Source organism: Streptomyces sp. NPDC101132, assembly GCF_044759225.1.
Lineage (GTDB): Bacteria > Actinomycetota > Actinomycetes > Streptomycetales > Streptomycetaceae > Streptomyces.
This window is the reverse complement of the sequence record NZ_JBIVYX010000001.1, coordinates 950,026-960,939: the sequence shown is the minus strand read 5'-3', so window position 1 is coordinate 960,939 and position 10,914 is coordinate 950,026. Positions and strand designations below refer to the sequence as shown.

General features: G+C 76.3%; 10 protein-coding genes. 4 read left to right on the top strand and 6 right to left on the bottom strand.

The window, feature by feature from the left end; all coding sequences use genetic code 11:
- Nucleotides 1-335 precede the first annotated feature (335 nt).
- Genes ACIQUR_RS04255 through ACIQUR_RS04245 form a run of 3 tightly spaced genes read left to right on the top strand, consistent with a single transcriptional unit; the run spans nucleotide 336 to nucleotide 3,855 of the window.
- Nucleotides 336-1,685, top strand: a complete 1,350-nt coding sequence (locus ACIQUR_RS04255; RefSeq protein ID WP_403657894.1) for a cobalamin biosynthesis protein CobG — start codon at nucleotides 336-338, stop codon at nucleotides 1,683-1,685.
- Nucleotides 1,682-2,329 carry a precorrin-8X methylmutase gene (locus ACIQUR_RS04250; protein ID WP_403657891.1) on the top strand — a complete coding sequence of 216 codons (648 nt, stop codon included), beginning with the start codon at nucleotides 1,682-1,684 and terminating at the stop codon, nucleotides 2,327-2,329. Before ACIQUR_RS04255 ends, ACIQUR_RS04250 begins: the two co-directional genes overlap by 4 nt.
- Nucleotides 2,326-3,855, top strand: coding sequence for a precorrin-2 C(20)-methyltransferase (locus ACIQUR_RS04245; RefSeq protein WP_403657888.1), 1,530 nt, complete (start codon nucleotides 2,326-2,328; stop codon nucleotides 3,853-3,855). The genes ACIQUR_RS04250 and ACIQUR_RS04245 overlap by 4 nt, the downstream gene beginning before the upstream one ends.
- A 209-nt stretch (nucleotides 3,856-4,064) precedes the next feature.
- Here ACIQUR_RS04245 and ACIQUR_RS04240 read toward each other — a convergent pair whose 3' ends face one another.
- The 4 genes from ACIQUR_RS04240 to cbiE form a co-directional block, all read right to left on the bottom strand.
- The gene (locus tag ACIQUR_RS04240) at nucleotides 4,065-5,138 is read right to left on the bottom strand and encodes a hypothetical protein (RefSeq protein WP_403657885.1); all 1,074 of its coding nucleotides are present in this window, start codon (nucleotides 5,136-5,138) and stop codon (nucleotides 4,065-4,067) included.
- A 236-nt stretch (nucleotides 5,139-5,374) separates the two neighbouring features.
- Entirely contained in the window at nucleotides 5,375-6,169 is a 795-nt protein-coding gene (locus ACIQUR_RS04235; protein ID WP_403657882.1) for a cobalt-precorrin-6A reductase, read from the bottom strand.
- Nucleotides 6,159-6,908: a precorrin-4 C(11)-methyltransferase gene (gene cobM, locus ACIQUR_RS04230; RefSeq protein ID WP_403657879.1), complete on the bottom strand. Its 750-nt coding sequence runs from the start codon at nucleotides 6,906-6,908 to the stop codon at nucleotides 6,159-6,161. The genes ACIQUR_RS04235 and cobM overlap by 11 nt, the downstream gene beginning before the upstream one ends.
- Complete coding sequence (gene cbiE, locus ACIQUR_RS04225) at nucleotides 6,905-8,200, bottom strand: precorrin-6y C5,15-methyltransferase (decarboxylating) subunit CbiE (protein ID WP_403657876.1); 1,296 nt, start codon at nucleotides 8,198-8,200, stop codon at nucleotides 6,905-6,907. The genes cobM and cbiE overlap by 4 nt, the downstream gene beginning before the upstream one ends.
- Nucleotides 8,201-8,635: 435 nt before the next feature.
- On the opposite strand from cbiE, the gene ACIQUR_RS04220 reads away from it, so the two are divergent.
- On the top strand, nucleotides 8,636-9,565 hold the full coding sequence (locus ACIQUR_RS04220) for an oxidoreductase (protein WP_403657873.1): 930 nt from the start codon (nucleotides 8,636-8,638) through the stop codon (nucleotides 9,563-9,565).
- Nucleotides 9,566-9,670: 105 nt separating this feature from the next.
- Here ACIQUR_RS04220 and ACIQUR_RS04215 read toward each other — a convergent pair whose 3' ends face one another.
- Nucleotides 9,671-10,279: an HIT family protein gene (locus ACIQUR_RS04215; protein ID WP_403657870.1), complete on the bottom strand. Its 609-nt coding sequence runs from the start codon at nucleotides 10,277-10,279 to the stop codon at nucleotides 9,671-9,673.
- An 84-nt stretch (nucleotides 10,280-10,363) separates the two neighbouring features.
- Nucleotides 10,364-10,825: a MarR family winged helix-turn-helix transcriptional regulator gene (locus tag ACIQUR_RS04210; RefSeq protein WP_403657867.1), complete on the bottom strand. Its 462-nt coding sequence runs from the start codon at nucleotides 10,823-10,825 to the stop codon at nucleotides 10,364-10,366.
- Nucleotides 10,826-10,914: the final 89 nt, after the last annotated feature.

Below are 10,914 nucleotides of genomic sequence, written 5' to 3'. Positions count from 1 at the left end.
CCCACCCCTGGGGCTTTGGGGCTTCGCCCTGGCCTTCGGCCACCCCAGGCCCGGGCCTGCCTCCGGTCCAGCCTGCCACGACGCCTCAAGCACCTTCCCCACACACCACACGACCGGCCGGGGCGGCCAAGGGGGGTGGGGCCCGTCGTGGTGTGCGGGGCATGCCGGTACCCGGCGCTGGTATCGCCGTGGCGGGAGGCGGACGGGCTTCGCCCTGGCGGGGTCGGGCGGGTCGGCGGGGACCGGGTGGGGGTGCCGGCCTGCGAGGACCGTGACGGGAGGGGGTGGTGACGGCCACAGACCGGGGCCCGAGAATCGTGGGTATGCTCGCCGCCATGCCCCCAGCCCCTTCCCCCGCGTCCCGGGACGAACCAGTCATACGGGACGGCGGAGACGCCTGCCCGGGTGCGCTGCGTCTGCACGCGGCGGACGACGGGTACCTGGCGCGCGTACGCCTGCCCGGCGGTCTCCTCACCGCTCGTCAGGCCGACCTGCTGGGGCAGGCCGCCGGGCGGTTCGGGGACGGAAACCTGGACGTCACGTCGCGCGGCAACGTGCAGTTGCGCGGTCTCGCGGATGCCTGCGGGGCGGAGCTGGCCGCGCTGCTGGACGGGGCCGGGCTGCTGCCCGCGCCCGGTCACGAGCGGGTGCGGAACATCGTGGCCACCCCCATGTCCGGGCTGGACGGGCCGCCGGAGCGTGATGTGCTGCCCTGGGTGCGGGAGTTCGACCGCATGCTGTGTGCGGATGCGCGGGTGACCGCTTTGTCCGGGCGTTTCCTGTTTGCTTTTGATGATGGCCGCGGCGATGTCGCCGCGCTCGATCCCGACGTCACCGTGCTGGCGCTCGGTGGATCCGCCCCAGGGGGTGGGCTTCTCGGGTCGGGGCGGGCCCTGGTGCGGCTCGGGGGTGGCGCGGATGCCGTTGAGGTGGATGCCGGTGACGCGCCGCGGGCCGCGCTGCTCGCTGCTCATGCCTTCCTCGACGCCGTGGACGTGGCCGGGACCAGGGCCTGGCGGGTGGCCGAGCTGCCCGCCGGACACGCCTTGTCCGCGGGGGAGTTCGCCGGCCGGCTGAGCCGGGCCGGGATCGGCGCCCGGTACCGGGGTGACGTCAAGTGGCCCTGCGCGGAGCCGGTGCGGCCCCGCGGGGTGGGTCCCGGTCCCCGGTCGCACCTGTGCGTGCTGCCGCCCCTCGGACGGTTCACCGCCGGTCAGTGGCGGGAGCTGGTCCGCGTCGCCGGGCAGTCCCGCGGCCCCCTGCGCATCACCCCCTGGCGCGGCGTCGTCCTCGCGGACGTGCCGGTCGACGGTGCCGGGCTGCTGGAGGCTGCCGGGCTCGTCGTCGCGGCCGACAGCGTCTGGGAGTCCGTCACGGCCTGCACCGGGCGCCCCGGTTGTGCCAAGTCCCTGGCCGACGTGCGGGCCGACGCGCAGCTCGCCGTACGGGCGGACCGGCCGGCCGCACCGGGCGCGATGCCCGTCCACTTCTCCGGGTGCGAGCGGCGGTGCGGACACCCGCGCGGCACCGCCTGGGCCGACCTCGTCGCCGCGCCCGACGGCTACCGGCTCACCGCCCCCGGTCGGCCGGCCCGTACCGGCCTGGCCCCCTCCGACCTCGCCGCCGCCCTGGCGGAGGCGCGTACCACCCCTCACCCGTCGTCGCAGACCGCAGTGAAGAAATGAGCGAGTACACCGTGTTCGAGTACGAGAAGGACGGCGCGTCGATCTATCGCCAGTCCTTTGCCACGATCCGCGCCGAGGCGGATCTCGCCGGGCTGCCCGCCTCGGTCGCCCAGGTGGCGGTGCGCATGATCCACGCCTGCGGCATGACCGACCTCACCCGGGACCTCGGCTACACCGACGACGTCGTGGTGCGCGGCCGGGCCGCCCTGCACGCCGGCGCGCCGATCCTCTGCGACGTACAGATGGTCGCCAGCGGCGTGACCCGCAGGCGGCTGCCCGCCGACAACCGGGTCGTGTGCACCCTCTCCGACCCCGAAGTGCCGGAGCTGGCCCGCAAGATGGGTACGACGCGCAGTGCGGCCGCCCTTGAGCTGTGGCGCGACCGGGGCCTGCTGGAGGGCTCCGTGATCGCCGTCGGCAACGCGCCGACCGCGCTCTTCCGGCTGCTGGAGATGATCGAGGAGGGCGCGCCGCGCCCGGCCGCGGTCATCGGCGTGCCGGTCGGCTTCATCGGGGCCGCCGAGTCCAAGGACGCGCTGGCCGCGCACCACTCCGGGCTCGACCACCTGATCGTGCGGGGCAGGCGTGGCGGCAGCGCGATCGCGGCCGCCGCCATCAACGCGATCGCGAGCGAGGAAGAATGAGCCAGCAGACCGCCGAGCAGACCACCCGGCCCGCCGCCGGGCGCCTCTACGGTGTCGGGCTCGGCCCCGGCGACCCCTCGCTGATGACGCTGCGCGCCGTCCAGGTGATCGCCGAGGCGGACGTGGTGGCGTACCACAGCGCCCGCCACGGCCGCTCGATAGCGCGCTCGATCGCCGCGGAGCACCTGCGCGCGGACCACATCGAGGAACCCCTGGTCTACCCGGTCACGACCGAGACCACGGACCACCCGGGCGGCTACCAGGGTGCGATGGAGGAGTTCTACGCCTCCGCCGCGGCCCGGCTGGCCGCGCACCTGGACGCCGGCCGGACGGTCGCGGTGCTCGCGGAGGGCGACCCGCTCTTCTACGGCTCGTACATGCACATGCACAAGCGGCTGGCCGACCGCTACCCGACCGAGGTGATTCCCGGTGTGACCTCGGTGAGCGCCGCCGCCGCACGGCTCCAGACGCCGCTGGTCGAGGGCGAGGAGGTGCTCACGATCCTGCCCGGCACGCTCCCCGAGGAGGAGCTGACGGCCCGTCTGGCCGCCACCGACTCCGCCGTGGTGATGAAGCTCGGCCGCACCTTCCCGGCCGTCCGCCGGGCCATGGAGACGTCCGGGCGGCTCGCCGAGGCCAAGTACGTCGAGCGCGCCACCATGGCGGGCGAGCGGACCGGTGAACTCGCCGACACGGATCCGGAGTCGGTCCCGTACTTCGCGGTGGCCGTGGTGCCGAGCCGGGTCGGCAACCCCGGCAGCCGGCCGGCGGCGGAGACCGGCGAGGTCGTGGTCGTGGGCACCGGGCCGGCCGGCCCGCTGTGGCTGACCCCGGAGACCCGCCGGGCGCTGGCCGACGCCGAGGTGCTGGTCGGGTACACCACGTACCTCGACCGGGTGCCCCGCAGGGCGGGCCAGGTGCGGCACGGCTCGGACAACAAGGTGGAGTCGGAGCGCGCCGAGTTCGCCCTGGACCTGGCGCGGCGCGGCAAGCGGGTCGCGGTGGTCTCCGGCGGCGACCCGGGTGTCTTCGCCATGGCCACCGCCGTCCTGGAGGTCGCGGCGCAGGACGGGTACCGGGACGTGCCGGTGCGCGTGCTGCCGGGTGTGACGGCCGCCAACGCCGCGGCGGCGGCCGCCGGCGCGCCGCTGGGCCACGACTACGCGACCATCTCCCTCTCGGACCGGCTCAAGCCGTGGGAGGTCATCGCGGAGCGGCTGGCCGCGGCGGCCCGGGCCGACCTGGTGCTGGCCCTGTACAACCCCGGTTCCCGCAGCCGCACCTGGCAGGTCGGCAAGGCCCGGGAGCTGCTGCTGGAGCACCGGTCCCCGGACACGCCGGTCGTGCTGGCCCGCGACGTGGGCGGACCGGAGCAGTCGGTCCGCATCGTGAGGCTGGCCGACCTCGACCCGGCCGAGGTCGACATGCGGACGATCCTGCTGGTCGGCTCGTCGCAGACCCAGGTGGCCCGCCGCGGGGACGGCGAGCAGGTCACCTGGACCCCGCGCCGCTACCCGGAGGCGTGACGCCCGGACGGGGCGGCGGACGGGCCGCGGCGGCGGCCGCGCGAGCCGCGGCGCCCTGACGCCCGCCGCCCGACGCGGACGGCCCTCCCCCTCCCCCGTGCGGGGGAGGGGGATCCCCCGTGCGGGGGGAGGCACGCACCCCGGCGGGCTGGGAGCTTGGGGGCATGGAACACGAAAGGAAGTCGATCCGTGCCCGCCGCCCGCTGGGGCTACGGCTGGGCGAGCTGCTGGAAGAGGGTGCCGATCCGGGACTGGTCGGCGACGAGCGGGAGCGTGTCGAAGTACAGCTCCCAGGCGCCGCCCGGCCCGAAGCGCTCCACGATGCCGAAGGACACCTCGCGGAAGCGGGGTTCCGCCGCCGGGTCGTCCTGGGCGAGGGGGATGCGGGCGGTGCCGTGCCACTCCACGTACGCCGTGGTCCGCTCGAAGGCAGCCTGGCCGGCCTGGAACCGCAGGCCCGCGGTCTCGAAGAGCCGCTCCAGGTACGCCGTCTTCGCCTCCGGAGCCGCCAGCGGCCGCCCCACCCCCGGGCCGGTCAGCCGTGCCCCGGCCATCCGCCGGACCAGCGCCCCGGCGTCCCCGGCGTTCCACGCGGCCAGCCGGTCGGCGATCTCGTCGGCCCGGAACCGCTCCGGCGCCCGCCGGTCCGTCCCCGGCGCGCCGTCCGCCTGGTCGGCGACGTTCCCGAACAGGTCCGGCACCGCGCCGGGAAGGGTGTCGCGGAACAGCGCGGCCCGGTCGTAGTAGCGGCGCGCCTGGAGGGTCTTGCCGTCGTCGCCGAGCACGTTGCGGGCGATCTGCGGGTAGGCCACCGTGCGGCCCTTGAGGGTGACCTCGTTCCACTGGCCGAACATCATCACGGCGCCGTCCGCGACCACGTCCGTGCCCCGGTAGCGCAGGTCCGGCGCGAGCCGCAGCGAGCCGGCGATGGAGGTGCCGATCGTGGTGTGGCCCCGCTGCACCGTGCCGCCGGCCTCCCAGAGGGAGGCGTCCGCATCGAAGACGTCCAGGTACGCCCTGACCCGCGGGTGGGCCAGGTCCCCGGGGGCCGGGGGAGTGCCGGTCGGCATCTCCCCGAAGGCGAGCTGCCGCCGTATGAAGGCGCAGGCATTGGGCGTGATCCGGCCCTCCAGCCGGTCCACCCGCTCCCGCACCGCGGGGCAGTCCCCGAAGGACGGCGCCCCGGCGGCGGCACCCGCGACGGCAGCCGTCCCCCCACCCCCGGCCCCCACCGCCAGCACCGCCGCCACACCCACGACCACACCACGCCGACCCGCGAACATCCCCCGCACCTCTCCCTGTTGCCGCTTGCGTGGGACCACCATCGCCGCGGCCCCACGCCCCGGTCGATTACCTCGGAGGTCATACCGGGGGCGTCGGGGACGTCACGAGCGGTGACGCGGAGGAGCGTGTGCGCGGTGGCGGTGGCCGTGGCGGTGGCGGTGGCGGCGGGGGCGGGGGCGAGTGCGTGCGGGCGGGCGTCGGAGAGGTGGCCGGGAGGCTGGGGCGCCGGGCGGGGTCAGCGTCCGGTGGTGCCGGGCTCCGGGAGCGGACGGACCGTGCGGTGCAGCCAGACGAGCGCTTCGGGTACGTCGGCCGCGACCGCGATGCCCGGGGGGACCGGTGGGCGGCGGACGATGACGACCGGGACGTTCGCCTCGCGGGCGGCCGTCAGCTTCGGGGAGGTGGCGGCGCCGCCGCTGTCCTTGGTGACCAGGACGTCGACGGCGTGGGCGCGCAGCAGGGCGCGTTCGCCGTCCAGGGTGAACGGGCCGCGGTCCAGCAGGACTTCGGTGCGGGCCGGCCGGGGGCCCTCCGGTGCGTCCACCGAGCGGACCAGGAACCAGAGGTCGTCCAGGCCGGCGAAGGCCGCCAGGCCCATCCGGCCGGTGGTGAGGAAGACCCGCTCGCCCAGCCCCGGCAGCACGGCGGCCGCCTCCTCCAGCGAGGACACCTCGTGCCAGTCGTCGCCCGGCACCGGCGCCCACGAGGGCCGGCGCAGCGCCAGCAGCGGCACGCCGGCCGCGGCGGCGGCCGCGGCCGCGTGGAAGCTCATCCGCTCCGCGAAGGGGTGCGTGGCGTCCACCACCGCGTCCACGGCGTGCTCCCGGAGCCAGTCGGCCAGGCCCTCGGGGCCGCCGAAGCCGCCGATCCGGGTCTCGCCCGGCGGCAGCACGGGCCGGTTCACGCGCCCCGCGAGCGAGCTGGTGACGCGCAGGCCGGGCTCGCCGGCCAGCGCCTCGGCCAGACGGCGCCCCTCGGTGGTGCCGCCCAGTACCAGGACGTGCGCCGCCGCGGGCGTCCTAGCAGACATGCCGGTCGCGCTCGGCGGAGTACAGGTGGCTGTCGCGGAACTGCTCCGCGCCCAGCGTCCGGCCCACGATGATGACCGCCGTGCGCACCAGGCCGGCCGCCTTCACCTGCCCGGCGATGTCGTCGAGCGTGCCGCGCAGCACCAGTTCGTCCGGGCGGCTGGCCATCGCCACCACCGCGGCCGGGCAGTCGGCGCCGTAGTGCGGCAGCAACTCCTCCACCACCCGGTCCACGTACCGGGTGGCCAGGTGCAGCACCAGCAGCGCCCCGCTGCGGCCCAGCGTCGCCAGGTCCTCGCCCGGCGGCATCGGGGTGGCCTGCTGCGCGATGCGGGTCAGGATCACCGTCTGGCCCACCGTGGGCACGGTCAGCTCCCGCTTCAGCGCGGCCGCCGCCGCGGCGAAGGCCGGTACGCCCGGCACGACCTCGTACGGCACGCCGGCCTGGTCCAGGCGCCGCATCTGCTCGGCCACCGCGCTGAACACGGACGGGTCGCCCGAGTGCAGCCGCGCGACGTCCTGGCCCGCCTCGTGGGCCCGCACCAGCTCCGCGACGATCTCGTCGAGGTTCAGCTGCGCGGTGTCGACCAGCCGGGCGCCGGGCGGGCACTCGGCCAGCAGCTCGCGGGGGACCAGGCTGCCCGCGTACAGGCAGACCTGGCAGGAGGCCAGCGTCCGGGCACCGCGCACCGTGATCAGGTCCGCGGCGCCGGGGCCGGCGCCGATGAAGTACACGGTCATATGTGATCTCCCGATGTGACGTGTGGTGTCGTGGCGGTGCCGGCCGCGGCCGTGGTCCCCGCCTTAGGACCCGCGGCCTCCGCCGCGCCGCCCGGCTTGCTCACGGACCACTGCGTGATCGGCATCGCCTGCCGCCAGCCCGTGAACCCGCCCACCGGCACCGCGTGGGAGACCGCGAGCTTCACCAGCTCACCTCCCAGCTCCCGGTGCCACCGGGCGAGCAGCGCCTCGGACTCCAGCGTGACGGTGTTGGCGACCAGCCGGCCACCCGGCCGCAGTGCGGCCCAGCAGGCCTCCAGCAGCCCGGGCGCGGTCAGGCCGCCGCCGATGAACACCGCGTCCGGCACGGGCAGTTCGGACAGTGCGTCCGGCGCGGCGCCGCGGACGACGCGCAGCCCCGGCACCCCGAGCGCGAGCGCGTTGCGCACGATGCGCTCGGCTCGTACGGCGTCCCGCTCGACGGTCACGGCCCGGCAGGACCGGTGCGCGCGCATCCACTCGATGGCGATGGACCCGGAGCCCCCGCCGATGTCCCACAGCAGCTCGCCGGGGGCGGGAGCCAGCGCGCCCAGGGTGACGGCCCGTACGTGACGCTTGGTCAGCTGTCCGTCGTGCTCGTACGCGGCGTCCGGCAGGCCCGGCGTGACGGCCAGCCGCAGCGCGCCCTCGGCCCGCCGGCACTCCAGTGCGATGACGTTGAGCGGATCGCCCGGAGCGCGCGACCAGTCCTCGGCCCGGCCGGTGAAGGAGTCCTCGCGCTCGGAGCCGAGCTGCTCCAGTACGGTCATCCGGCTCGGCCCGAAGCCGCGCTCCCGCAGCAGTGCGGCCACTTCGGCGGGGGTGCCGGCACCGGCGCTCAGCACCAGCAGCCGGCGGCCGTCGTGCAGGGCGGCGACCAGGCCCGCGGCGGGCCGCCCCACCAGCGTGACGACCTCGGTCTCCTCGACCGGCCAGCCCAGCCGGGCACAGGCGTAGGAGACGGAGGACGGGTGCGGCAGCACCCGGAGCCGGCCGGCGCCCAGCTCCTCGGTGAGGGCCCGGCCGATCCCGTAGAACATCGGATCCCCGCTGGCCAGTACGGCGATCCGGCGCCCGGCGTGCGCGGCGAGCAGCCGCGGGACGGCGGGCCGGAGCGGCGAGGGCCAGGCCACCCGCTCGCCCGGGCAGTCCGCCGCGGGCAGCAGGTCGAGCTGCCGGCCGCCGCCGATGAGCACCTCGGCGGCGCCGAGGTGCGCGCGGGCCGTGGCGGAGAGCCCCGCCCAGCCGTCCGCGCCGATCCCGACGACGGTCACGGGTGACGGTGACGGGGGCACTGGGGAACTCACGGGCCGGGTCCTCGGGGTCAGCTGGAGGGGAGCGGGACCCGACTCTACTGGCCCCTGACCTGCACGGGGGCCCCGGCCCCTGTGGCCGTCCTCACGCCGCCGGGCTCCCGCCAGGCTCCCGCCGGGGCCCACCCGGCTCCCGCCGGGGCCCACCCGGCTCCCGCCGGGGCCCACCCGGCTCCCGCCGGGGCCCACCCGGCTCCCGCCGGGGCGCGCCCGGGCAGGCGGACCGGGGGCGGGCTCCGGTCCGCGGCCTCGCCGCCCGGACCCCATGGCGCCCTTACCGGCGGTAGCGGCATGATGCGGGTGTCGGGAATCGGGCGTGGAGAGTCGGGTGGTCCGGCGGCCGGCCGGGGAGCGGTGCCCGGTCCGTCGCCGCGGCCGGAAGGAGAGTGCGGGCGAATGACGGGGTGGAGCGCGCAGGACATCCCCTCCCAGCGGGGGCGTACGGCCGTGGTCACCGGGGCCAACAGCGGCATCGGCTACGTCACCGCCCGCGAGCTGGCCCGGGCCGGGGCGCACGTCGTCCTCGCCTGCCGCAGCCGGAGCAGGGGAGAGGCGGCCCTCGCCCGGCTGGGTGCCGAAGTCCCCGGGGCCGATGCCGAGTTCGCGGAGCTCGACCTGGCGGACCTGTCCTCCGTACGGAAGTTCGCCGCCGGCCACGCCGACCGGCACGACGGACTCGACCTGCTCGTCAACAACGCGGGCGTGATGGCCCTGCCGTACGGCCGTACCGCGGACGGCTTCGAGACGCAGTTCGGGGTCAACCACCTCGGCCACTTCGCGCTCACCGGACTGCTGATGCCCGCCCTGCTGCGCACCCGCGGGGCGCGGGTGGTCACCCTCTCCAGCGGCTTCCACGCCCTGTCCGACCTGGACCACGGTGACCTCAACGCCGAGCGGCGCTACCGCCGTTGGATCGCGTACGGCCGCTCCAAGACCGCCAACCTGCTCTTCGTCCACGAGCTGGCCCGGCGGCTGGCGGCGGCCGGTTCCGGCGTGGTCGCGGCCGCCGCCCACCCCGGCTACGCGGCCACCAACCTCCAGACGGCGGCCGCCCGGCAGGAGGGCCGCAGGGTCGCGGAGCGGATGATGGAGCTGGCCAACCGGGTCGTCGCCCAGCCCGCCGCCGGCGGAGCCCTGCCCACCCTGTACGCCGCCACCGCGGCCGGGGTGGCCCCCGACGCCTTCATCGGTCCGAGGCTGGGCTGGCGCGGGGCGCCCACCCGGTCCTGGCGGGCCGGATGGACGCTGGACGACGCCTCGGGCGAACGCCTCTGGGCCGCGTCCGAGGACCTCACCGGAGTCCGGTACGCGTCCCTGGACGCCTGACGGCACGTTCCGGCGGGGCGGGGGCCTCCCGGACCCGGCGCACGGCGCGGCGCACGGCGCGGCGCGCGAGGCGGCCTGCGAGGCGGCGTACGGGGCCCGCCCCGCCTACACGTGTGCCGCGCCGCCCCCGGCCGCCAGTGCCCGCGCGATCCGCCGGTGCGTCTCCCGCCACTCCTCCAGGGGCACCTTGGGCAGCACGTCGCCCCACAGCGGCAGGCAGGTCCCGCGCAGCTGCAGCATCCCGGCCGGGCGGGCGAAGAACCACCAGTGCAGGTGCTCGGCCCCGTCGCCGTACCGGTTGACGTGGACCCGCGCGACGCCGTCCGCCGCCAGCACCGCCCCCTCCACCCGCTGGAGCAGGGGGCCCAGCTCGGCGGCCCGCTCGGGCGGCATGTCGCTCAGGTCGAAGTGCGCGCGGGGCAGCAGCATCACCATCGCGGGGAGCCCCTCCGGATCGGCGAACCCGCGGACCCACCAGTGCTCGTCGCTCCACAGGATGCCGTCGTACGCGCCGTCCGCGGACGGGCACACCTTGCAGGGCCGGTCCTCCTCGCCCTCCCGCGGGGGCTCGGGCAGCACGGGCTCGTCCAGTACCTTGATCCGGAGGTCCCCCTCGTAGGGGAACACCTCCCAGAACGGTATGCCGCCCTCGGGCATCGGGATGCGCTCCCCGAGGGGCAACCGCTTGACGAATTCACTGGGTTCGACAGTCATGGCCGCAGCCTCGCACACCGTGCACGCGGGACCCGCGCGCCGCCCCCCGCCCGGCCTCAGCCGCGCGCCGCCCTCCGCCCGGCCTCAGCCGCGCGCCGCCCCCACCGCGCCCAGCGCCTCGACCAGCGGTGCCAGCTCGGGCCGGGTGGCGGCCTCCGTCAGGGCTTCGTGCAGCGCGGCGCCGTTCGTGGGCCGGGCCTCGGCCAGCAGGGCCGCGCCCGCCTCGCTCACCTCGGTGTAGATCCCGCGCCGGTCGGTGGGGCAGAGGTAGCGGGAGAGCAGTCCGCGCTCTTCCAGTCGTGTGACCAGCCGGGTCGTCGCGCTCTGGCTGAGGACGACGGCGTCGGCGACCTGCTTCATCTGGAGGTGCCCGCCGGGCCCGTCGTGCTGCCGGCTGAGGACGTCGAGCAGGGAGAACTCGCGCACGCTGAGCCCGTGGCCGGCCTGCAGGGCCCGCTCCAGGTGAGCCTCGATCCGGCCGTGCAGCAGCGACAGCGCGCACCAGCCCTGGGCCAGGCCGGTCAGCGAGGCGTCCGTGGCGGTCATCGGGCGCTCCTCTCCTCTTCCGTACGACGTCACCGTCACCCCCAATGTACCGCGCTTGCAAATAACCCGCGTCTGCAACTATTGTGGAC

Excerpts from the sequence above, each read along its gene's own strand:
- ACIQUR_RS04240 (WP_403657885.1), bottom strand. The coding sequence starts at position 5,138 with ATGTTCGCGGGTCGGCGTGGTGTGGTCGTGGGTGTGGCGGCGGTGCTG.
- ACIQUR_RS04245 (WP_403657888.1), top strand. The coding sequence starts at position 2,326 with ATGAGCCAGCAGACCGCCGAGCAGACCACCCGGCCCGCCGCCGGGCGC.
- ACIQUR_RS04235 (WP_403657882.1), bottom strand. The coding sequence starts at position 6,169 with ATGTCTGCTAGGACGCCCGCGGCGGCGCACGTCCTGGTACTGGGCGGC.
- cobM (WP_403657879.1), bottom strand. The coding sequence starts at position 6,908 with ATGACCGTGTACTTCATCGGCGCCGGCCCCGGCGCCGCGGACCTGATC.
- ACIQUR_RS04255 (WP_403657894.1), top strand. The coding sequence starts at position 336 with ATGCCCCCAGCCCCTTCCCCCGCGTCCCGGGACGAACCAGTCATACGG.
- ACIQUR_RS04250 (WP_403657891.1), top strand. The coding sequence starts at position 1,682 with ATGAGCGAGTACACCGTGTTCGAGTACGAGAAGGACGGCGCGTCGATC.
- ACIQUR_RS04210 (WP_403657867.1), bottom strand. The coding sequence starts at position 10,825 with ATGACCGCCACGGACGCCTCGCTGACCGGCCTGGCCCAGGGCTGGTGC.
- ACIQUR_RS04215 (WP_403657870.1), bottom strand. The coding sequence starts at position 10,279 with ATGACTGTCGAACCCAGTGAATTCGTCAAGCGGTTGCCCCTCGGGGAG.
- ACIQUR_RS04220 (WP_403657873.1), top strand. The coding sequence starts at position 8,636 with ATGACGGGGTGGAGCGCGCAGGACATCCCCTCCCAGCGGGGGCGTACG.